This window comes from Serratia sp. CY43202 (genome assembly GCF_052168755.1).
Lineage (GTDB): Bacteria > Pseudomonadota > Gammaproteobacteria > Enterobacterales > Enterobacteriaceae > Serratia > Serratia bockelmannii.
Genome location: NZ_JBJNMB010000012.1, coordinates 116740 through 137272 on the forward strand (window position 1 = coordinate 116740; position 20533 = coordinate 137272).

At 60.7% G+C, this 20533-nt stretch carries 20 protein-coding genes; 12 read left to right on the forward strand and 8 right to left on the reverse strand.

Annotated elements, in window-relative coordinates:
* Positions 1 to 91: 91 nt before the first annotated feature.
* Positions 92 to 928, forward strand: a complete 837-nt coding sequence (locus tag ACJ8J5_RS22765) for a MurR/RpiR family transcriptional regulator (protein ID WP_004930856.1) — start codon at positions 92 to 94, stop codon at positions 926 to 928.
* A gap of 38 nt (positions 929 to 966) precedes the next feature.
* Here ACJ8J5_RS22765 and iolB read toward each other — a convergent pair whose 3' ends face one another.
* Positions 967 to 1788, reverse strand: coding sequence for a 5-deoxy-glucuronate isomerase (gene iolB, locus ACJ8J5_RS22770; protein WP_025304578.1), 822 nt, complete (start codon positions 1786 to 1788; stop codon positions 967 to 969).
* Positions 1789 to 1865: 77 nt separating this feature from the next.
* Positions 1866 to 3371 carry a CoA-acylating methylmalonate-semialdehyde dehydrogenase gene (locus ACJ8J5_RS22775; RefSeq protein ID WP_025304579.1) on the reverse strand — a complete coding sequence of 502 codons (1506 nt, stop codon included), beginning with the start codon at positions 3369 to 3371 and terminating at the stop codon, positions 1866 to 1868.
* Between the two features lie 556 nt (positions 3372 to 3927).
* Between ACJ8J5_RS22775 and ACJ8J5_RS22780 the strand changes: the two genes are divergently transcribed.
* Positions 3928 to 5370 (forward strand): sugar porter family MFS transporter, encoded by a 1443-nt coding sequence (locus ACJ8J5_RS22780; protein ID WP_197769818.1) that lies wholly within the window; start codon positions 3928 to 3930, stop codon positions 5368 to 5370.
* Positions 5371 to 5401: 31 nt separating this feature from the next.
* A complete protein-coding gene (locus ACJ8J5_RS22785; protein WP_261427272.1) occupies positions 5402 to 6238 on the forward strand; it encodes a TIM barrel protein in 837 nt (278 codons plus the stop codon).
* Between the two features lie 35 nt (positions 6239 to 6273).
* Here ACJ8J5_RS22785 and fetB read toward each other — a convergent pair whose 3' ends face one another.
* The 5 genes from fetB to ACJ8J5_RS22810 all read right to left on the reverse strand — a co-directional run bounded on the left by fetB (position 6274) and on the right by ACJ8J5_RS22810 (position 9744).
* Positions 6274 to 7047 carry an iron efflux ABC transporter permease subunit FetB gene (gene fetB / locus ACJ8J5_RS22790; protein WP_025304582.1) on the reverse strand — a complete coding sequence of 258 codons (774 nt, stop codon included), beginning with the start codon at positions 7045 to 7047 and terminating at the stop codon, positions 6274 to 6276.
* Entirely contained in the window at positions 7034 to 7720 is a 687-nt protein-coding gene (gene fetA, locus ACJ8J5_RS22795) for an iron efflux ABC transporter ATP-binding subunit FetA (RefSeq protein ID WP_060435162.1), read from the reverse strand. Before fetA ends, fetB begins: the two co-directional genes overlap by 14 nt.
* A gap of 191 nt (positions 7721 to 7911) precedes the next feature.
* A complete protein-coding gene (locus ACJ8J5_RS22800) occupies positions 7912 to 8199 on the reverse strand; it encodes a FaeA/PapI family transcriptional regulator (RefSeq protein WP_004930885.1) in 288 nt (95 codons plus the stop codon).
* Positions 8200 to 8236: 37 nt separating this feature from the next.
* Positions 8237 to 9340, reverse strand: coding sequence for an FKBP-type peptidyl-prolyl cis-trans isomerase N-terminal domain-containing protein (locus ACJ8J5_RS22805; RefSeq protein WP_414105016.1), 1104 nt, complete (start codon positions 9338 to 9340; stop codon positions 8237 to 8239).
* 29 nt (positions 9341 to 9369) lie between these two features.
* Positions 9370 to 9744 carry a hypothetical protein gene (locus ACJ8J5_RS22810; protein ID WP_373275267.1) on the reverse strand — a complete coding sequence of 125 codons (375 nt, stop codon included), beginning with the start codon at positions 9742 to 9744 and terminating at the stop codon, positions 9370 to 9372.
* 795 nt (positions 9745 to 10539) lie between these two features.
* Here ACJ8J5_RS22810 and ACJ8J5_RS22815 point away from each other — a divergent pair.
* The 9 genes from ACJ8J5_RS22815 to pdxR all read left to right on the forward strand — a co-directional run bounded on the left by ACJ8J5_RS22815 (position 10540) and on the right by pdxR (position 19560).
* On the forward strand, positions 10540 to 11070 hold the full coding sequence (locus ACJ8J5_RS22815) for a fimbrial protein (protein WP_015379342.1): 531 nt from the start codon (positions 10540 to 10542) through the stop codon (positions 11068 to 11070).
* 91 nt (positions 11071 to 11161) lie between these two features.
* Positions 11162 to 11713, forward strand: coding sequence for a fimbrial protein (locus ACJ8J5_RS22820; protein WP_025304586.1), 552 nt, complete (start codon positions 11162 to 11164; stop codon positions 11711 to 11713).
* Positions 11714 to 11784: 71 nt separating this feature from the next.
* Positions 11785 to 14286 carry a fimbria/pilus outer membrane usher protein gene (locus tag ACJ8J5_RS22825; protein ID WP_173889081.1) on the forward strand — a complete coding sequence of 834 codons (2502 nt, stop codon included), beginning with the start codon at positions 11785 to 11787 and terminating at the stop codon, positions 14284 to 14286.
* Positions 14287 to 14310: 24 nt separating this feature from the next.
* Positions 14311 to 15057 (forward strand): fimbrial biogenesis chaperone, encoded by a 747-nt coding sequence (locus tag ACJ8J5_RS22830; RefSeq protein WP_261127990.1) that lies wholly within the window; start codon positions 14311 to 14313, stop codon positions 15055 to 15057.
* Between the two features lie 11 nt (positions 15058 to 15068).
* Positions 15069 to 15680: a fimbrial protein gene (locus ACJ8J5_RS22835; RefSeq protein WP_060435173.1), complete on the forward strand. Its 612-nt coding sequence runs from the start codon at positions 15069 to 15071 to the stop codon at positions 15678 to 15680.
* Between the two features lie 14 nt (positions 15681 to 15694).
* Positions 15695 to 16699 carry a fimbrial protein gene (locus ACJ8J5_RS22840; protein ID WP_049205605.1) on the forward strand — a complete coding sequence of 335 codons (1005 nt, stop codon included), beginning with the start codon at positions 15695 to 15697 and terminating at the stop codon, positions 16697 to 16699.
* An 18-nt stretch (positions 16700 to 16717) separates the two neighbouring features.
* The gene (locus tag ACJ8J5_RS22845; RefSeq protein ID WP_025304591.1) at positions 16718 to 17254 is read left to right on the forward strand and encodes a fimbrial protein; all 537 of its coding nucleotides are present in this window, start codon (positions 16718 to 16720) and stop codon (positions 17252 to 17254) included.
* A 109-nt stretch (positions 17255 to 17363) separates the two neighbouring features.
* Positions 17364 to 17987: a helix-turn-helix transcriptional regulator gene (locus ACJ8J5_RS22850; RefSeq protein WP_043139025.1), complete on the forward strand. Its 624-nt coding sequence runs from the start codon at positions 17364 to 17366 to the stop codon at positions 17985 to 17987.
* Positions 17988 to 18066: 79 nt separating this feature from the next.
* On the forward strand, positions 18067 to 19560 hold the full coding sequence (pdxR, locus tag ACJ8J5_RS22855; RefSeq protein ID WP_147823707.1) for a MocR-like pyridoxine biosynthesis transcription factor PdxR: 1494 nt from the start codon (positions 18067 to 18069) through the stop codon (positions 19558 to 19560).
* Here the strand turns inward: pdxR and ACJ8J5_RS22860 are convergent.
* Complete coding sequence (locus tag ACJ8J5_RS22860) at positions 19557 to 20471, reverse strand: DMT family transporter (RefSeq protein ID WP_049205608.1); 915 nt, start codon at positions 20469 to 20471, stop codon at positions 19557 to 19559. The genes pdxR and ACJ8J5_RS22860 overlap by 4 nt on opposite strands.
* Between the last annotated feature and the right edge of the window lie 62 nt (positions 20472 to 20533).

Here is a 20533-nt window from a genome sequence, read left to right on the forward strand (position 1 = left end):
GAAATGAAATTTCCGCTCCGTCTGTTAAAATACCCTGTCAATATTTCAGGCGTCAGGCCAATGCGCCTTCACCCCACTGCGAGCCGAATGGATGAACAACCCAACTCAACTTTCGCTGTTACAGGACGAGATCCGCCACCGTTATGAAACGCTGAGCAAGCGTTTGAAGCAGGTGGCGCGCTATATTTTGGATAACAGTAACAGCATCGCTTTCGATACCGTTGCCTCCATCGCCGCACAGGCCAGCGTGCCGCCTTCCACCCTGATCCGTTTCGCCAACGCCTTCGGTTTCAGCGGCTTCAACGAAATGAAGCAGGTGTTCCGTCAGCATCTGATGGAAGAGACGGTGAACTATACCGAGCGCGCGCGCCTGTTCCGCCAAACCTCCACCGACGACAACGTCGCGCCAGAGAAGCCGGCGGAGATTCTCAACGTATTCACCATGGTCAACGCGCAGGCGCTGCAGCAGCTGGCGATGCAGATCGCCCCCGAGCAGCTGGATCGCGCCGTCGAGCTGCTCAACAACGCTGAAAACATCTACGTGATCGGCCTGCGCCGCTCGTTCAGCGTCGCTTCCTACCTCACCTATGCGCTGCGCCATCTGGAGCGCCGCGCGTTTCTGATCGACGGCCTGGGCGGGATGTTCACCGAACAGCTGAGCATGGTGAAACCGAAGGACGTGGTGATCGCCATCAGCTATTCGCCATACGCCCGCGAGGCGGTGGAACTGGTGGAATTGGGCGCCAAGCGCGGCGCGCAGCAGATCGCCATCACCGACAGCCAGGTCAGCCCGCTGGCCGCCTTCAGCGACGTCTGTTTCGTGGTGCGCGAAGCGCAGGTGGACGGGTTCCGCTCGCAGGTGGCTTCGATGTGCCTGGCGCAGACGCTGGCGGTCTCGCTGGCGCTGAATAACGCCCGGGACGAGTAAGGCTGACAAAAAAGCCCGGCAAGCCGGGCCTCAGGCGCTTATTGCGCGGCGGGATAGCCGTCGCCGTTAATCCAGGCGTGGTCTTTTTCCCAGGTGAATTTCCACTGCCGCACCGGCCCGGCCATCACGTTGAGGTAATAGTTGTCGTAACCCGCCAGGGTCGCCACCGGGTGATAACCGCGCGGCACTTTCACCACGTCACGATTGTAGACCGGCATGCACTCATCGAGCGTGCGATCGTCGGTATAGACGCGCTGCATGCAGAACCCCTGTTCCGGCTGTATGCGGTGATAGTACGTCTCTTCGAGATAGGTTTCGTGCGGTGAGTCTTCTTGATCGTGCTTGTGGCTCGGGTAGGAGCTGGTATTGCCCTCGTCGGTGTAAACCTCCACCACCAGTAGACTGTCGGCCGGCTCACTGTCCGGCAGAATGTTATGCACCAACCGCTGGTTACGCCCCTTGCCGCGCCGCTCCACGCCGATATCCGCCGGCGTAATCAGCCGTGAAGGCAGGTGGCCGCTGCCGGGCGCGCTGCACACCGCCAGCTCCAGATCGGTTTCTGCCCGCACGTCGATGCGATCGTGGTGCGGCACATACACTGCGTAAGGCGGCGTACGTTCGAACGGGCTCATGCGTTTACCGATATGCGGGTATTCGGCGCGCAGCGTGGCGACGGAGGCGATACCGGCAACCAGCACCAGGCACAGTTCCTGGTCGCCGCATTCCAGCTGCAGCGACTGCCCGGCGGCCAGGCGGTAAACGTCAAAGCCGACATAGCGCCAACCGGCATTTTCCGGCGTCACGTGCTGAATACGCCCCTCGGCATTCGGCGTCTGACATTTGGCAAGCAGTGAAGACATCTCGATTCTCCTGTTAATGACCCGTGCAAAGGCCGCTGCCCCGAAGGAGCAACGGCCTGGCCTGAATATGACAGCGCTTAACCCAGCGTCGGCATGCTGAATTCGGACACCGTCTGCTGCCCGGCCGGCCAGCGTGCGGTGGCGGTCTTCATGCGCGTGTAGAAGCGCACGCCGTCGGTGCCGTGCACGTTCAACGCGCCGAACACCGAGCGCTTCCAGCCGCCGAAGCTGTGGAACGCCATCGGCACCGGCACCGGCACGTTGACGCCGACCATCCCGGCCTGCACTTCCTGCACGAACTGACGCGCGTAGTGGCCGCTGCCGGTAAAGATGGCGCTGCCGTTGCCAAACTCATGGCCGTTGACCGTGTCGATGGCGGTGCGATAGTCCGGCACCCGCACGATGCCCAGCACTGGCCCGAAGATCTCTTCGCGGTAGATGCGCATATTCGGCTTCACATGGTCGAACAGCGTGCCGCCGACGTAGTAGCCTTCAGGGTAGCCCGGCACCTGATAATTGCGGCCGTCGGCCACCAGGGTTGCGCCTTCTTCCACGCCCAGATCGATGTAGCCCAGCACCTTTTTCTGGTGGGCAGACGACACCAGCGGCCCCATTTCATTCTCTTCGCCACCCTGCTGCAAGCCCGGCCCGACGCGCAGCTGCGCGATCAGCGGCTTCAGTTTGGCGATCAGTTTGTCGGCGGTATCGTCACCGACCACCACGGCGATCGGCAGCGCCATGCAACGCTCACCGGCGGAGCCGAACGCGCCGCCCATCAACGCGTTGACCGTGGCGTCCAGATCGGCGTCCGGCATGACGATCGCCTGGTTTTTCGCCGCGCCGAAGGCCTGTACCCGCTTGCCGTGCGCGCTGGCAGTGGTATAGATATGTTCCGCCACGGTGGAGGAACCGACGAAGCTCACCGCCTGAATGCGCGGATCGGTGCACAGCTGCGCCGCATCTTCATTGGCGCAGTGCACCACGTTGAACACGCCGTCCGGCAGGCCGGCTTCTTTCAGCAGCTCCGCCAGGCGCACCGAGGCCGAAGGCACCAGCGCCGGCGGCTTGAGGATAAAGGTGTTGCCGCAGGCCAGTGCGATGGGGAACATCCACATCGGCACCATCGCCGGGAAGTTGAACGGGGTAATGCCCGCCACCACACCCAGCGGCTGCATCAGCGAGAAGCTGTCGACGCCGCTGCCGACGTCCGGCGAATACTCTCCCTTGATCAGATGCGGGATACCGCAGGCGAATTCGACCACTTCCATGCCGCGCGTCAGTTCGCCCAGCGCATCCGAATACACTTTGCCGTGCTCGCTGACGATAAGCTCGGCCAGCTCGTCGCGGTGTTGTTCCAACAGCGCCTTGAAATTGAACATGATGCGCGCACGGCGCAGCGGCGTGGTGCGCGACCAGTCGGCGAACGCCCGATGCGCCACGTCGATGGCCTGTTTGACTTCGGCGGCGGTGCTCTGCGTGACGCGCCGCTCAACCTGCCCGCTGGCTGGGTTGTGCACGTCGATGGTTTGATTGCTGCTGCTCAGGCACACCTGCCCGTCAATAAAATTACCCACGGTTTTCATGTCACGCCCTCTTTTCAAGTCCGCTGTCGCCAGGCCACTCACAGGCGGCGCGGCGTTAATCGTCCCGCTCGCCAAACTCCGTCGGCAAGCCGGCTAAATCCTGACCGGATGCAGCAAACTCTATTTCATTGAAAAAAAAGTTTCAAATAAATTGTTTTGAAAAATTTGTTTTTAGTGCGTGAGGTCGCAATTTTGCGGTGTCGATCGGATTGGCGCTTTCATTGCCGTGCCAGGGAAAGCACAACAGCGGCGGAGAAAACAGAGCTAATACACACTGACTTTGCTACAGAAAACCCGCACTGAGCCTGCTCTGCCGTCGTTACCGTCCGCCCCCGAACGCCCAAGGCGCCTGGCGCAGAGGTGACGGTTTTTTTTGAACTGGATCTAAAAATCAATATTCCATTATTCACTAATTATGAAATAAATGTTCTTGTTTGTTCCAGCATTTATCGACGACATCGCCTTGATGACAGGCACGGTTCACACCCTTCCGCTCGCCCTCTTCCCGACACCCCGACCGTGCGGACGGAAGCCAGGATAAAAATCGGAGCAACACATGTCATATCAGCGTAAGCACAATACCGGCTACATATTGCGAATTTGCGGCATCGCCGCCCTGGGCGGCATTCTGTTCGGCTACGATACCGCCGTGATCTCCGGCGCGATCGAAGCGTTGAAAACCTATTTCGATCTCAGCCCGGCCGAAACCGGTTGGGCCGTCTCCAACGTGGTGATCGGCTGCGTGGTCGGCGCCTTCGCCGCCGGGCCGCTGGCGGCGCGCTGGGGCCGCAAAAAGGCGCTGATGCTGGCGGCGCTGCTGTTCACCGTGTCCGCCGTCGGCGCCGCATTGGCCCCGACCTTCACCTGGTTCGTCATCTACCGCATCATCGGCGGGCTGGCGGTCGGCATTGCCGCCACCGTGTCGCCGATGTACATGTCGGAGGTGTCGCCGAAAGACATGCGCGGGCGGGCGCTCAGCATGCAGCAATTCGCCATCGTCTTTGGCCAGATCGTGATTTTCTACGTCAACTTCAAAATCGCCAGCCTCGCCAGCGAAGCCTGGCTGGTGGAAATGGGCTGGCGCTGGATGTTCGCCTCGGGCGTGATCCCCTGCATTCTGTTCTGCATCCTGGTGTTCGTCATTCCTGAATCGCCGCGCTGGAACGTGATGATGGGCCGCGACGATCAGGCGCTGGCGATGTTGACCAAGGTCTCCAACGCCGCCCACGCGCAGAATCTGCTGAAAGAAATCAAAGACTCGCTGCAGCAGGATCAACAGCAGCAGCACCGGAAGCTGAACTACGGCGATGTGCGGGTGCGGTTTATCCTGTTCGTCGGCTGCATGATCGCCATGTTACAGCAGGTCACCGGCGTCAACGTGATGATGTACTACGCGCCGGTGGTGCTGAAAACCGTCACCGAAAACGCGCAGGAAGCGCTGTTCCAGACCATCTGGATCGGCGTGCTGCAGCTGGTCGGTTCGGTCATCGGCGCCATGCTGATGGATCGCATGGGCCGCATTCCGCTGATGCGTTACGGCACGCTGGGCGCCATCGCCGGCCTGCTGCTCACCTCGTACGCGCTCTACACGCAGGCCACCGGCTATTTCGCGCTGTTCGGCATGCTGTTCTTCATGGTGTTCTATGCGCTGTCCTGGGGCGTCGGCGCCTGGGTGCTGGTGTCGGAAATCTTCCCGAACCGCATGCGCGCGCAGGGGATGAGCATCGCCGTCGGCTGCATGTGGGTCGCCAACTTCGCGGTGTCGCAGTCGTTCCCGATGATCAACGACCACCCTTACCTGTTCTCGCATTTCCACGGCGCCTTCCCGATGTGGATCTTCGCCGCCTGCTGTCTGTTCAGCTACTGGTTTATCGGCCGCTATATTCCGGAAACCAAAGGCGTCTCACTGGAAAAAATGGAGCAGGTGGTGATGGCCAAACGCCACCGCCAATCCCTGCCCGACGGCAAGCCGCTGCCGCTGGAAAACGGCAAATCCTGATCTCTCAACCCTGACCGCTGGAGTCATGCCCATGAACATTGCGCTGGACCGCTTCTGCATTAACCGCAAGATCGCGCCGAATCTCAATCTGGACCATTTTTTCCGCCTGGTGAAACGCTGCGGGCTCAGCAAAGTTGAGCTGCGCAACGACATGCCCAGCGGCAAGGTGACCGACGATCTGAGCGACGCGCAGCTCAACGCGCTCGCCGCGCAATACGGCATGGAAATCGTCACGATCAACGCCCTCGGCATGTTCAATCTGATGGATGACCCGGCGGCGCTGCAGCAGCGCGCCGAAGCGTTGCTGGCGCAGGCGCAGGCCATCCACAGCCGGGCGCTGGTGCTGTGCCCGCACTGCAGCGCCGACGACACGCGCAGCGAGCAGCAAAAACGCGACGACACCCTCGCCGCGTTGCGGCTGCTGGCACCGCTGTTTGCGCGCTATGGCGTACAGGGATACGTCGAACCGTTGGGCTTCGGCATCAGCTCGTTGCGATCGTCGCTGCTGACCCAGGCGCTCATCCGCGACTCGGGCGCGCCGTACCGTATCGTGCTCGATACGTTCCACCACTATCTGAGCGGCGTGACGCAAGCCGACTTCGACGCGCAGATCCAGGTGGCGCAGATCGGCCTGGTGCATCTGTCCGGCGTGGAGGACGGGCGGGATAAAGGCACGTTGAGCGACGAAGAGCGCATTATGCTGAGCGAGGGCGATCGGCTAGAGAGCCGCCGCCAGGTACAGAACCTCGAACGCCTGGGCTACACCGGCGTCTATGCCTTCGAGCCATTCTCTTCACAACTGGACAGCTGGAGCGAGGCGGATATCGAACGGGAAATCCGCCAGAGCATCGCCCTGCTGCAAGGGTAAAAAAACGGCCTCCGCGGAGGCCGTTTTTCATGGCGTTACTTCAGGTTGCCGACCACCAGCTGGTGGCGCTCGTTGTAAAACTTACGGTAGGCCAAATAGCAGGCGATGATGGTTGACAGGCTGGCAGTAGAAAGCAGCATGAAGGTCACCATAATCTGGTATTTGATCGCTTTCACCGGATCGATACCGGCAAAGATCAGCCCGGACATCATGCCCGGCAAGCTGACCAGCCCAACGGTTTTCGCCGAGTCCACGGTCGGGATCAGCGAAGCACGGATGCTGTCGCGGATCAGCGCCGCCGACGCGAACTTGGGCGTAGCCCCCAGGCTGAGCATCTCCTGAATCTTCTGCTGCTCGCCTTTGAAACGCTGGCCGAGGTTGGTGTAGCACAGCCCCACCGCCACCATGGCGTTACCGGCGATCATCCCGGAGATGGGGATCACCTGCATCGGCGTAAATTCGATGGAGCCGGTCAATACCAGCACCGCCAGCGTCAGCACCGCGCCGGTGGTAATGGCGATAAACGACGTCACGAACGCGTGTTCGATGTACTTGCTGCGTTTCTTGGCGTTGTAGGCCGCGTTAAAGCAGATGAACAGCACCATCAACACGGTGAGAACGGCGTTATCCAGGTCGAAAATATACTTCAGCACGTAGCCGACGATGATCAGCTGCACCACCGCGCGGCAGATGCTCCAGATAATGTCCTTTTCCAGCGCCAGTTTTTCCCGGTGGCTGATCAGGATGGCGACCACCACCAGCACCATCGACAAGCCCAAGGATTCGTTGGTGATGTTATGCTGATTCATGCTGTTGCTCCTGTTGCTCCTGTTGCTCGGCGCCATGCGCGCGCAGGGTGATCACCTCGTCCGCATGCGCTATCTCTTCGGTATCGTGCGTCACCCACAGCACCGCCAGCCGGTGTTCCGCCACCAGTTGATGCACTATTTCGTTGACGTTGCGCTTATTTTCCTCGTCCAACGCGCTGGTGATCTCATCGAGCAACAGCACCCGCGGCATAAACTGCAGGTTGCGGATCAGGGACACGCGCTGCTTCTCCCCGCCGGACAGTTCATTGATGCTTTTGGTCAGCATCGCCTCCGGCAGGCCGAAACGCGCCAGATCGGCCTTCATTTTTCGCTCGGCCGGCGGCTGTTGACGGATCTGGTAGGGCAGCGCCAGATTGTCGTAAACCGTATTGCCGAACAGTGACGGCGTCTGGAAGCAGTAAGAGACCTGCTTGCGATACGCCTCCGGCGACATCTCGTCGATCGCCTGGCCGTCGAAATAGAGCTTTCCGCTGGTCGGATCCATTAAGGAAGAGATGATTTTCAGCAGGGTGCTTTTCCCGCAGCCGGAAGGCCCGGTGATCAGTTTGAACTCACCTTCACCCAGCGTGAAAGAGACGGAATCCAGGATCACCTGGCTGTCTATTTGATAATGAATATCATCCAATCTCAGTATGTCTTTCTTTTCCTTCATTACGATGCCGGCTCCCTACACCTGTTCCCGTCTGAGCGATAAGTATATGGCCGCAAAAAACATCTTAGCAATGGCTGTGCGGATGGCAGTGAACGAAGAGGGAGGATTGACGGAGCGAAACGCCCCGTCAAATGATAAATTTAATTAATGATTAGCTGTGGGAATAGTCAAAAGCGACCACCAAGGTCGAATCACTCTTTTTTTATCGCTGCCTGTTCGTCGCAGCTGTACCAACGGAGAGAATTGTTGATGCTGCGGTGGGTGCAGTGAACCTTGCCCTCCTTTTCCAGCGCCAGCAGCAGGGTGCGGGTGGTATAAATATTTTCGCCGCATTTATCCGCCAGCTCGCGCGTCTTCGGCCACTGTTCCGGCGGGGGATGATGGCCCCCGGATCCTTCCACACGCTCCCTGCACAACCCTTGCAACACATTCAGCATCAGCGATTTTCTGCTTTCAAACGTTTTCGGCGCCTTGGCCATAGCATTCCTCCTGAGTGGTTACTGCTGAGCACCCCGCTCACGGCTGCACGTCAGCGATGCGCAGGGTGTAAATCATGGTGGCATTCGGGGGGATCGCCGGCGGGCTGCCCTGTTTGCCGTACGCCAGCGCCGGCGGCACCACCAGCGTGATCGAGCCGTGGCGCTGCAGCTTCTCGATAGCGGCGCGAAACAGCGGCGGATAGCGCGTCAACGGCTGCGAGATCACCGTCCCCGCCAGCTCCATGTCTTTGACCACCCGCCCGTCGGTCAGGCTTTCGCGCACCACGATATCTACCCGATCGTCGGCGCCGATCGCCCCGCTGCCGGCATAGTCCACCCGGTAGTAGAAACCGAGCGCATCCTGCTTGACGCCCTCCTGGCGGGTAAAAGCGGCCAGATAGTCTTTACCGTCCAGAGGCGGAGCCTGCGTCTGCTGCGCCTGCTGCAAGCGCTGATGCGCCGTGCGCAGCGCGCTGTCGATGGCGGCCTCATCCAGCCGCAACCGCCCGGCCAGGGTATCGGCGATGCCCGCCAACAACAGCGGACTCTCCGCCTCCAGCCCCGCACGTCGGTTCTCCTGCTGCAGATGCAGAATGTCGCGCCCGAGCGACACGCCGGCGGCATATGCCAGCTTGTCCGCCTCACTGGCCAGCGCGGGTGGCTTGGCCGCCTGCTGCCGTTCGGCCAGCAAGGTCTCTACCCGCTGCTGCTGCTGTGCCAGTTGCGCCGCCAAACTTGCGCTGCGCTGTTCGGCCCGCGTGAGCGAAGCGGCCAATGCGCCCACCTCTGGCACCGGCGCAACGGCTTGCCGCAATCCCTTCAGGGCATCGGCCAGCGGCCGAATATCGACGACGACCCGCTCCCGTTTCGCCGCCGCCAACTGCCGCTCCAACTGACGGATTTTCTCCGCCTGTTGTTGCAAAGACTGCTTCAGCGACGTTAAACGAACGCTGTCTGCCCCGACGATGGCGGCCGGTTTGGTGGCCGGTTTGGTGACCGGTGCGGGCGCCGATTTACGCACGGTTTCTTCCCTGGGCGCGGCCGGTGGTGCCTGCCGTTGTTCGGCAAACTTCAACAGCGCGGGAATGCCGTCATCGGCGGCGCAAGCGGCCCCGCTCGCCGCTAACAGCAAAAGAACCATCGCCCATCCCTGCGCGCATCGCTTCATGGCTACAGATTCTCAACCCGGCTGGACAGATCGGACATCAGCTCATGCTCGACGTCGGCGCAGAATTTCTCGGTTTTATATTGATAAAGAGCATCTATCGCTTTACGGGTACTCTCATCCACGTTGCCGCGTACCCCGGCATATCCGGAGGCGTTGGAAAGAAGGCCGTTAAAATAGGCGATGCGTTTTTGGTAACTTTGCGGATTAATATTCTTTAATGAATTAACCCGTTGCTGACAAAGTGCGATGCGTTGCTCATCAGATTTATCATTAGGATTATTCTGTGAGATTTTTTTCACGGAATTCAGTTTTGTCTTGCTCCCGCCCGCACAGCCAGAAAGCGCCATAAAAGACAGCAGAAATATAGCCAAACCCATCCAGCGGCGCCCGCTGCAAGCATTAATCATCGTTATCATTCCGTTTATAATCCTTTAATTGTCACTTAGGTCATCATTATGTGGCGAACGGCAGCAGCACATGCCTTAATTTGATTAATCAAAATGGGTTAGAAGGTGAAAAATCCCTATACCGCAATGCGATAGGATAATTCACTACCGGTGTAATTGTTATTTAATTGTTAATCAATTAGGCTTAAACGCGAACTAAACGCGAATAAGAAACCCAATCTCTCGTGAACAAAAAACCATGAAACAACAATAAAAACAATGAATTATGTTTTATATTTTGTTTCTAAAGGGAAATGCATCATCTGCTGCCTAAGGGCGATATTAGCAAAACAATATTGTGAATTGTAGGTATCACCCTATTTTCCCCGATCTAATATCTCGCATATCGTTATTTATATAGTGATTTATACTGGATAATATTTGTATACGATCTATTGATTTTAAAGCAAATATGTTTCTTTTTCCTTTTGGTTTTATATTCTGAATTTGACTTAATTTAATAAAATCTATTTCCAAGCAATACTATTATTTGCAAGAATATTCCCAGCAACACGCCACACGTAAAACTCGTATTTTATTTACCAGAAAATCCATTGTCGATTTTCCAAATCTCGTTATTTCTCATAAATAACGGATGTCGGCGTATTGCCCAGAGCAAAAGGATCTGGCTCCAACCGCACGGACGGCGACATGGCGTTGCCGCCGCCGCGGGGGATTTAGATGTGCTGTTCTTTTATTTAAAAACTCTCTACAGGAACCTGAGAAATGAAACTGAATAAATTAATGCTGGCAACCGTGATTGCTTTCGCTTCCGCCTCTGTTGCTCATGCCGCATCTAATCAGGGCAGCGGTAAAGTCACCTTTACCGGCGAAATTATCGATGCGCCATGCAGCGTCGCGCCGGAATCCGTTGACCAAACCGTGCCGATGGGCCAGATCAGCAGCCGCATCCTGGCCAACCAGGGTAAATCCAGCATGCAGCCTTTCAACATCGAACTGAAAGATTGCTCCATCTCCACCATGAAAAACGTCAAAGTGACCTTTACCGGCACGCCTGATCCGGTCAACAACAAACTGCTGGCCCTGAGCGGCACGGCAACCGGCGCCGGCATCGTGATCTACGACAACCTGCACTCCAAAGAAGTGGAACTGGGCACCGCGACCGACGGCCAGGGCCTGAACGACGGCGACAACTCGCTGAAATTCGCCGCTTACCTGCAGGGCAGCAGCGCCTCAAGCGCCGTGGTACCAGGCGACTTCACCAGCGTGGCGAACTTCACCCTGGCTTACCTGTAATACCCCACAGGGGATGTCTCAGGGCATCCCCCGCTTTATTGCATGCCGCGGATACCGGCAAGGGAACAGGGAAAGACAGGGAGACGCCAGCATGACTATCCGCCTTTGCGGCCTGTTGCTCATCGCGCTCAGCGTCGGCAGCGCGGCGGCGGCAGCGAAAAATCAGGGCCACGGCAAAGTCAGCCTGGGCGGCACCATCGTTGAAACGCCGTGCGGCATCGCCAGCGACAGCCTGGATCAAACCGTCGATTTCGGTCTGATTTCCATGACCGACGCCTCGCAGGACGGGCAATCGGTGCTGATCGGCAGCCGCCGCCATTTCACGATCAAACTGGTGAACTGCGAGCTGGCCAGTCAGGTGAAACCTGACTTCATCTATCGCGCGGCCAACGTCACGTTCGACGGCACCGCCGACAGCGGGGATCCTTCCCTGCTCGGCGTTTACGGCGAGGCGCAGGGCGTGGCTATCGAGCTGTTGACCGATGCCGGCACCCCAATCCCGCTCGGCAGCACGACGGCGGATTACCAGATCGTCGCCGGCGACAACACGCTGCGCTTTGGCGCGCAGTTGCGCCTGCATCCTGACAAGGCGCGGGCAGGCGGCTTCAGCTCTCTGGCCAAATTCACCCTGTCTTATCTCTAGCGCCGGCGGGCGCTGCACAGCATTACGTATTCAGGTCGTACGGATGACCTGCTATTGGGCGCGGACTTGCCATGAGTGATTATGCTATGACGTCATTACTGACACGGAAACACCTACCTCTCCTCGTCATTCTATCTTTCCTCTGGGTACGTCCGGCATTTTCCGCCACGGAATTCAATACCGACGTCCTGGACATCGGTGAGCGCAGCAAAGTGGACCTTTCGCGCTTCTCCGACGCCGACTACGTCATGCCCGGCGCTTATTTGCTGGACATCAAGATCAACCAGAAAACGCTGCCTCAGCGCAGCATTCAGTATTTCCCGTCACCGGATAACAAGAGCGGCAGCCAGGTGTGCCTGCCGCCTGACCTGGTGGAAAAAATGGCGCTGAAAGAAGAGGCGGCCAAAAAAATCACCCTGTGGCACGACAACCAGTGCGCCGACATTCGCGGCATCAAAGGCGCGACCCTCTCCGATCGCATCGGCGGCGGCGTGCTGGCGATCACCATCCCGCAGGCGTGGATGAAATACTCCGATCCCGACTGGACGCCGCCCGAACAGTGGGACGACGGCATTCCCGGTCTGCTACTGGACTACAACCTGAGCGGCCAGTTAGGCAAGCAGAATCACAACAACAACACCGCCCAGAACCTGAGCAGCTACGGCACGCTGGGCGCCAACCTGGGCCCCTGGCGCCTGCGCGCGGACTACCAGGCCAATTACAATCAGCAGGCCGGCGATCGCAGCACCGGCTTCGACTGGAACCAGATCTACGCCTACCGCGCGCTGCCGATGCAGGCCGCCAAGCTGACGCTGGGTGAGATTTATCTCGACTCCAGGGTGTTCGACGCCTATCGCTTCACCGGCCTCAATCTGGCCAGCGACGAGCGCATGCTGCCGCCGAACCTGCAGGGCTACGCGCCGGAAGTGCGCGGCATCGCCAAGAGCAACGCCAAGATCACCGTCTCGCAGGAAGGCCGCACGCTGTACGAAACCACCGTGCCCGCCGGGCCGTTCGCCATTCAGGATCTCAACAGCTCGGTGCGCGGCAAGCTGGACGTCAAGGTGGAAGAGCAGGACGGCACCGTCTCGACCTTCCAGGTGGATACCGCCACCATTCCGTACCTGACCCGCCCGGGCTACGTGCGCTACAACGTGGCGCTCGGCAAAACCTCGGCCTACGACCACCGCACCCAGGGCCCGCTGTTTTCCGCCAGCGACTTCTCCTGGGGGCTGAGCAACGCCTGGTCGTTGTATGGCGGGGCGCTGCTCGGCGGCGACTATAACGCCTGGGCGCTCGGCCTCGGCCGCGATCTGAACGTGTTCGGCGCCATGTCGCTGGACGTCACCCAGTCGATCGCCCGTCTGCCCGGCGAGCCGACCGCCAGCGGTATGTCGTTCAAGCTCAACTACGCCAAACGCTTCGACGAGCTGAACAGCCAGATCACCTTCGCCGGCTACCGCTTCTCGCAGCGCAAGTTCATGAACATGTCGCAGTATTTGCAGGAGCGTTACGGCGATTACGACAAGAATTACAACGGCCGCCAGAAAGAGCTGTACACCATCACCGCCAGCAAAACCTTTATGGCGGAAGACAGCGCCAAGGCGATCACCGCCTACCTGACCTACTCGCACCAGACCTATTGGGATGCGCGAACCCAGGACCGTTACGGGCTGTCGGCCAGCAAGCTGTTCAGCGTCGGCGATATCAGCAACATCACCGCCTCGCTGTCGGCTTACCGCACCTATTACCAGGGCCGCACCGACGACAGCGTGATGCTCAACTTCACCGTGCCGATCGGCGACCGTCGGCGCGTCGGTTATGCGCTGCAAACCAACAACGGCGATGTCACGCAGACCGCGTCGTACAACGACTACAGCGATCCGGACAATACCTGGCAGGTCAGCGGCGGCTTTAATCAGTCCGGCAAATCGCTGGCGCGCGGGTACTACACCCACAACGCCTCGTTTGGCTCACTGAACGCCAGCGCCTCTTACCAGCAGGACAGCTACTCGTCGATCGGCGGCTCGTTCCGCGGCGGCCTCACTGCGACCCGGCACGGCATCGCGGCGCACCAGAACTCGAGCAACGGCGGCAGCCGCATGATGCTCGACACCGACGGCATCGCCGGCGTGCCGATCAACAACGGCCGCGCCTACAGCAACCGTTTCGGGCTGGCGGTGATTTCCGACATCACCAGCTACTACAACACCGACACCCGCATCGACGTCAACAAGCTGGCGGACGACGTCGAGGCCACCCGCGCAGTGGTGCAAGGCACGCTGACCGAAGGCGCCATCGGCTACCGCCACTTCGAGGTGGTGAAAGGCAGCAAGCTGCTGGCCACCATTCGCCTCGCGGACGGCAGCGAACCGCCGTTCGGCGCCGCGGTGCTGAGCGAGAAAGGCCGCGAGGTCGCAGTGGTCAACGACGGCGGCTCGGTCTACCTGACCGGCGTGCAGCCGGAGGAAAAACTGGACGTCGCCTGGGAAGGCCAACGCCGCTGCCGCATCGTGATCCCGGGCGCCGCCAAGCCGCTGGACCAGCTGTTGCTGCCGTGCGCCACCCTGTAATCCGTAACGCTGAGAAATAATGACATGAACACACACCCGATAACGCTACTGACCGCCGCCGGCCTGGCCCTGAGCGCCGTACTGCCTACCGCCGACGCGGCGATATCGCTGGATCGCACGCGCGCCGTCTATGTGAGCGACGCCAAATCGATCAGCCTGAATATCGTCAATGAAAACAAAGAGCTGCCCTTCCTGGCGCAGTCCTGGCTGGAGAACGAGCAGCACCAGAAAATCACCTCGCCGCTGGTGGTGCTGCCGCCGTTGCAGCGCGTGGAGCCAAGCGAGCGCAGCGTGGTACGCATCACCAAGACGCCGGAGGCGGATCGCCTGCCGCAGGATCGCGAGTCGGTGTTCTACTTCAACCTGCGCGAAATTCCGCCGAAAAGCACCAAAACCAACGTGATGCAGCTGGCGCTGCAAACGCAGATCAAGCTGTTCTACCGGCCGAAGGCCATCGTCGCGCCCAAGGGCCAGGTGTGGCAGGAAAAGCTGGTGTTCCGTAAAAGCGGCGGCGCTATCTCCGTCGATAACCCGACGCCGTTTTACATCACCCTGACCGGCATGACGCGGCAGACGCAAAAACAGGGCGGCGGCGCGATCGGCGGTTTTCAGCCGCTGATGCTGAAGCCGAAATCCAGCGAAAGCCTCAAGCTGCACGATACCAGCATGAACAGCTTCGTCATCACCTACATCAACGACTACGGCGGCCATCCGGAGCTGCGCTTCGTCTGCAATGGCGGCGTTTGCACCGCCGTGCCCGAGAAAAAATAAGGAGGTCCAGCATGGCTGAATTCACCGATCGACTGCGCCCGCTGCTGCTCGGCGCACTGCTGTGCGGCGGCAGCGCGATGGCGGCAACGCCGCTGGGCGTGATCGAAGGCACCACCGGCACCGTCAGCTTTCACGGCGGCCTGCTCAGCTCCCCCTGCAGCCTGACGCCGGACAGCCGGGATCAGTCCGTCGATCTGGGCGACGTCAGCGCACGCGACTTCCGCAACGCCGGCGATCGCAGCACGCCGGTACGTTTTCGCCTCTCGTTCCGCAACTGCCTGCTGGGCGCGCGCGCGCTGGCGGATAACCCGGCCGGCCCACGCAACGGCGACGCCGGCCGCCTCTACCTGCAGGGTGAGCAGGCCGCCACGCTGGTATTTCTTGGCGAAAGCGACGTCGACAACCCGTCGTTGCTGAAGCTGAACGGCGGCGTACAGGGCATCGGCCTGCGGCTGCAAGACCAGCAGGGCCAGGTGCTGGAGCTGAATCAGCGCAGCCGCCCTTACATTCTGCAGCCCGGCAGCAACACCCTGTGGTTCAGCGCCAGCGTGGAATCCACCCAGCGGGCGGTGATGGCCGCCGGGTTCGCCGCCGTGGCGCACATTCAGGTGATTTACCTGTGAGGTTCGAGAACGCGATGAAAACTCAACTGACCAAATTCTGCCTGCCGCTGGCGATCGCGCTGGCGGCCCCCGCCGCCTGGGCCAACGGCTACGTCACGCCGGACGGCGGCCCCAAACAGTTCTATATCGATCTGAATGAAAGCAACATCACCAACCAGGTGGGGTTCACCAAACTGTTTCCCTATGATCTGGGCGGCACCTATACCGGCAAGGTGTATTGCGATACCCCTATTCCCACCAGCCCACACTTTTACAAGTCGGATTCGGCGTTGCCCCCCTCCGACTACGGCAACGGCTATTTAAAACTGAATGACTTTTTGGATTTAAAAGCCGAGGTGTGGATCGCCGGCAACAAGAACGCCTACGTCACCGTGCCTTTTTACAACGAATCGAATTTGCTGAGCCAACACCGTTGCCAGCCGCCGTACTTACAGGTCAACAACTACGGCAGCGGTTCCAAAGGCAAGATCACCTTCCGGGTGCGCAAAAAAATCATTAACGGCGTCGAGATTAACGATCGGCAGATCATCGAGATGTACGGCCGCCTCGGCTCGACCGACGGCGGTTTCGGCCCCAATCCGATGGCGCAGGTGTTTATCCAGTCCGCGATCCTCTATGTACCGGATAAATGCGTGGTGAACGAAGGCCAGCTGATCAACGTCGAGTTCGGCGAGATCGGCGGCAGCGATCTCAACGGTTCGAATTATCCGCAGAGCATTCCGGTGCGCTTCCAGTGCGAGGGCGGCAGCTTCGAGGACGGCACGCTGAACATCAAGCTGGCGGTGTCGGGCACGGCGGCTTCCTTCAGCAACGAGGTGTTCAAAACCGACAAGAACGATCTCGGCATCCGGCTGACGCACAACGGCCAGTTGGTTATCCCGAATGAGTTTTACCCGGTGCCGAACATCGGCAACGGCGGCTCCTGGAACCTGGTGGCGGCGCCGTTCGCCAACGGCGGCGCAGAGATCGGCGAAGGGGAATTCAACGCATCGGCCACCATCGTGGCGGCATTCCAGTAACCGAGGGAGGAACGGAAAATGCGTCTACGCGCTTTAGCGCTGCTGAGCTGCGCGCCCTGGTGGGTTGCCATACCGGCGGCGGCGAACACCGAGCTTATCGGCGCGCCGGTGCAGTTCCACGGCACAGTGGTGAGCCGCCCGTGCAATATCGAACCGCAGTCCGCCGATCAACTGGTGGAGATGGGCACGGTGATCGTCAAAACCCTGTACCGCTACGGCCACACCACGCCGGTGCCGTTCAGCATCAAGCTGACCGACTGCAAGACCACGGTGTTCAAATCCGTCAGCGTGACCTTCAGCGGCACCGAAGACGGAGAGCTGCCGGGCAAGCTGGCGATCAACAACGGCGCGAACGGCGCCGCCATCGCCCTGTTCGATCATCAGGGAGCGGACATCGACCTGAATAAGGCCACCAGTGCCGTCGCGCTGCAAAACGGCCCCAACAGCCTGAACTTCACCGCCTATGTGCAGGGGCAGCCGAGCGCGATCCAGAACCAAAGCATTACCGAAGGCGAATTCACGTCCGTCGCCAATTTTGTGCTGGCGTACCAATAAGCCCGCACCACCCCAGGGAAATCAGGAAAACGACCGGCGCGCGAACGCCGGCAATGGGCCGTCACCGTTCGCTCCGGCGCGGTGCCACGGCCCTTTTAAGGAGCCACCCATGCCAGATATTCGCTTCACGCTGTTCGACAGCGATAACTTCTACCAGCAGGGGCTGCGTCTGCTGCTGCAGGACTATCTGCACTCCCTGAACGAATGCCAGCGTCTGTACCCGCAGTTCTCGCCGCTGGCGCTGCAGGCGTTGGATAACATCGAAATCGTGTTTCGCACGCCGGAAGAGCGCTGGGGTTGCGCCTGCTGCTACCAGAGCGCCTACGGCATCCCGCGCCAGCGGCAGCTGACCCTGCTGATCCTCGACGACACGACCCAGCAACAGGTGAAAAACCTGCCGCCGCTGTTCAGCATCCATCGGCGCGATTCGGCCTATGCCATCCGTCTCAAGCTGCAGATGGCGCTGGAAAAGTTCATCCAGCATCCGTGGGTGGCGCTGCACGCCGCCGGCCTGTGGAAATGCCAGGCCTGCCGCATCGCCGCGCTCAGCCACTGCGAAAAAAAGGTGCTGGGTTTGATGAGCAGCGGCATGTCCGCCTGCAGCATCGCCGGCCTGCTGCAGCGCAGCCAGAAAACCATCAGCGCCCATAAGCGTTCGGCGATGCGCAAGCTTAACGTGCGTAAAAACAGCGAGTTGAATAAGGTGCTGCTGAATCAGCGGGGGCTAAGCTGAGCGACAACAGGCTCGCGAGTGATATCAGAGTGGTTTACTCTGAATATTCATTTTTGTACTGCAAAGCGAGCCGGAATACATGCCCAGAACAGCCCAAGTCGTTGACGTCCCCGCCCTCGGCGAGCTCGATCGCCAGGCGGGGCAGCTTAGCCACCAGCTGGCGCAGGCCCTGCGCCAGGCCATCCATCGGGGCGATCTGAAAGCGGGCGATCTGCTGCCTTCGACACGCCGGCTGTCGGCGGCGCTGAATCTGGCGCGCGGCACGGTAATGGAGGCCTTTGCTCAGCTGACGGCGGAAGGTTTTCTCGAACCGCAGCCCGGTTCCGGCACCCGGGTTGCCCACTATCAGGCGCCGCGCCGCACGCCGCACGCCAACGCGCAGGCGAGTTCGGCGGTAGCGGTTCCGCTTTCTTCACAGGCGCAGCATCTGGCGCGCTTCGCCGCCCAGGCGCGGGCGCTGCCGCCGGTGCCGTTCACCGTCTCGGTGCCGATCGGCGATACCGCGCCCGACGATGTCTGGCGGCGGCTCGGCAACCGCATCCGGGCGCGCGGCCCCGGCGCCCCGTCGGGCTACGGCGATCCTCTGGGCGCGTTGCCGCTGCGCGAAGCCATCTGCGACTATGTGCGCCGTTCCCGCTCGGTCAACTGCACGCCGCAACAAATCCTCATCACCGCCGGCACGCAACAAGGGCTCTATTTGGCCGCGCAGATCCTGCTGGACGCCGGCGACAGCGCCTGGGTCGAGGACCCCGCCTACGCCGGCATCACCGCCCTTTTTAACAGCCTGTTTCGCGATCGGCACATGATCAGGGTACCCGTCGCTAACGACGGCATCGACGTCGCCGCCGGCGTGCGCCTGGCCGCCGACGCCCGCGCCGCCTTTGTCACGCCGTCGCATCAATACCCGCTGGGCATGCCGATGAGCATGGCGAAACGAAGCGCCCTGCTGGCCTGGGCCAAAGAGCGGCAGGCCTGGATCGTGGAAGACGATTACGACAGCGAGATGCGCTACGCCGGCCACCCGTTCCCCTCGCTACAAGGGTTGGCGCCCGAGCGGACGCTTTATCTCGGCACCTTCAGCAAGGTGCTGTTCCCTTCGCTGCGGCTGGGTTACGCCATCGTGCCGCCGCCGCTGGTCGACGCCTTTTGCGGCGCCCGGATCCTGATGGATCGTCACCCGCCCAGCGCGGATCAACACGTACTGGCCGCCTTTATCGCCGAAGGGTATCTCGACCGGCATATCCGCAAAATGCGCGGCGTCTACGCTGAGAAACGCCGGGTGCTGATCGAGGCGATCAACACGCATATCCCCGCCGATTTGGCGGTAGTGCAGCCCTGCGATCAGGGCATGCACATGGTGCTGTGGCTGAGGAAAGATCTCGATGACGTGCGGGTCGCCCAGTGCGCCAACGAAGCCGGGTTGGCGCTGCGGGCGGTGTCGCCGATGTATGCGCCCGGCCACGGTGAGCCGGGTCTGGTGCTGGGATTGGGCGGTTACCATGATCGCCAGGTACAGCAGGCGGTGAAACGGCTCGGCGAAGTGATCCTGGCCTGCGCCGGCAGCGGCGCCTAGCGGGAAAAACGCTTGGCGCCGAACACGCAAACCACCACGCCGGCCATCACGGCGATCATCATCGGCTGAACGGTTTCCTGCAGCAGCCAGGCCGCCAGCATCAGGCCGAAGAACGGCTGCAGCAGCTGCAGCTGCCCGACGGCGGCGATGCCGCCCTGCGCCAGGCCGCGATACCAGAAGATAAACCCAATCCACATGCTGAACACCGAGACGTACACCAGCGACAGCCAGGCGGCACCGCTGACGGCAGGCCAAGTGGCCGGCGCCGCCCACCACGCCGCCACCAGCGTCAACGGCAAGGCGACCACCAGCGCCCAGGAGATCACCTGCCAGCCACCGATCCGGCGCGACAGCACCGCCCCTTCGGCATAACCCAGACCGCACAGCAGCACCGCGCCGATCATCAGCGCATCCCCCTGCCAGGCACCGCCGCTTTCCTGGCTCAGCGCGAACGCCCCCACCAGCGCGGCCCCGATACCGGAAAAGGCCCAAAAAGCGGGCTTGGGCCGCTCTCCGCCGCGCAAGACGCCAAAACCGGCGGTCGCCAGCGGCAGCAGGCCGATATACACCAGCGAATGCGCCGAGGTGGTGTGCTGCAGCGCCAGCGCCGTCAGCAGCGGGAAGCCGATGACCACGCCGAGCGCCACAAACAGCAGCGGCGGCAAATCGGCCCTCGTCGGCCGCGCCTGGCGGGTGATCAGCAACGCGCACAGGGCCAGCAAGGCGGCGATCGCCGCCCTGACTGCCGTCAGAAACAGCGGATCGAGCTCCAGCACCGCCACCCGCGTGGCGGGCAGCGAGCCGCTGAAGATAATCATGCCGAGGAAGCCGTTCATCCAGCCCTGAGCGGAATGTCCGACAACGGGATGAGCGGGGGTAACAACGAGAGTTTTTTCAGACTGACTGTCCATGATGCGAACGCTCCGCACGCCTGAGGCATACCGAAATCGGCAACCCGCGAGGCGAGGTCATA

Excerpts from the sequence above, each read along its gene's own strand:
- ACJ8J5_RS22765 (WP_004930856.1), top strand. The coding sequence starts at position 92 with ATGAACAACCCAACTCAACTTTCGCTGTTACAGGACGAGATCCGCCAC.
- iolB (WP_025304578.1), bottom strand. The coding sequence starts at position 1,788 with ATGTCTTCACTGCTTGCCAAATGTCAGACGCCGAATGCCGAGGGGCGT.
- ACJ8J5_RS22775 (WP_025304579.1), bottom strand. The coding sequence starts at position 3,371 with ATGAAAACCGTGGGTAATTTTATTGACGGGCAGGTGTGCCTGAGCAGC.
- ACJ8J5_RS22780 (WP_197769818.1), top strand. The coding sequence starts at position 3,928 with ATGTCATATCAGCGTAAGCACAATACCGGCTACATATTGCGAATTTGC.
- ACJ8J5_RS22785 (WP_261427272.1), top strand. The coding sequence starts at position 5,402 with ATGAACATTGCGCTGGACCGCTTCTGCATTAACCGCAAGATCGCGCCG.
- fetB (WP_025304582.1), bottom strand. The coding sequence starts at position 7,047 with ATGAATCAGCATAACATCACCAACGAATCCTTGGGCTTGTCGATGGTG.
- fetA (WP_060435162.1), bottom strand. The coding sequence starts at position 7,720 with ATGAAGGAAAAGAAAGACATACTGAGATTGGATGATATTCATTATCAA.
- ACJ8J5_RS22800 (WP_004930885.1), bottom strand. The coding sequence starts at position 8,199 with ATGGCCAAGGCGCCGAAAACGTTTGAAAGCAGAAAATCGCTGATGCTG.
- ACJ8J5_RS22805 (WP_414105016.1), bottom strand. The coding sequence starts at position 9,340 with ATGGTTCTTTTGCTGTTAGCGGCGAGCGGGGCCGCTTGCGCCGCCGAT.
- ACJ8J5_RS22810 (WP_373275267.1), bottom strand. The coding sequence starts at position 9,744 with ATGGGTTTGGCTATATTTCTGCTGTCTTTTATGGCGCTTTCTGGCTGT.
- ACJ8J5_RS22815 (WP_015379342.1), top strand. The coding sequence starts at position 10,540 with ATGAAACTGAATAAATTAATGCTGGCAACCGTGATTGCTTTCGCTTCC.
- ACJ8J5_RS22820 (WP_025304586.1), top strand. The coding sequence starts at position 11,162 with ATGACTATCCGCCTTTGCGGCCTGTTGCTCATCGCGCTCAGCGTCGGC.
- ACJ8J5_RS22825 (WP_173889081.1), top strand. The coding sequence starts at position 11,785 with ATGAGTGATTATGCTATGACGTCATTACTGACACGGAAACACCTACCT.
- ACJ8J5_RS22830 (WP_261127990.1), top strand. The coding sequence starts at position 14,311 with ATGAACACACACCCGATAACGCTACTGACCGCCGCCGGCCTGGCCCTG.
- ACJ8J5_RS22835 (WP_060435173.1), top strand. The coding sequence starts at position 15,069 with ATGGCTGAATTCACCGATCGACTGCGCCCGCTGCTGCTCGGCGCACTG.
- ACJ8J5_RS22840 (WP_049205605.1), top strand. The coding sequence starts at position 15,695 with ATGAAAACTCAACTGACCAAATTCTGCCTGCCGCTGGCGATCGCGCTG.
- ACJ8J5_RS22845 (WP_025304591.1), top strand. The coding sequence starts at position 16,718 with ATGCGTCTACGCGCTTTAGCGCTGCTGAGCTGCGCGCCCTGGTGGGTT.
- ACJ8J5_RS22850 (WP_043139025.1), top strand. The coding sequence starts at position 17,364 with ATGCCAGATATTCGCTTCACGCTGTTCGACAGCGATAACTTCTACCAG.
- pdxR (WP_147823707.1), top strand. The coding sequence starts at position 18,067 with ATGCCCAGAACAGCCCAAGTCGTTGACGTCCCCGCCCTCGGCGAGCTC.
- ACJ8J5_RS22860 (WP_049205608.1), bottom strand. The coding sequence starts at position 20,471 with ATGGACAGTCAGTCTGAAAAAACTCTCGTTGTTACCCCCGCTCATCCC.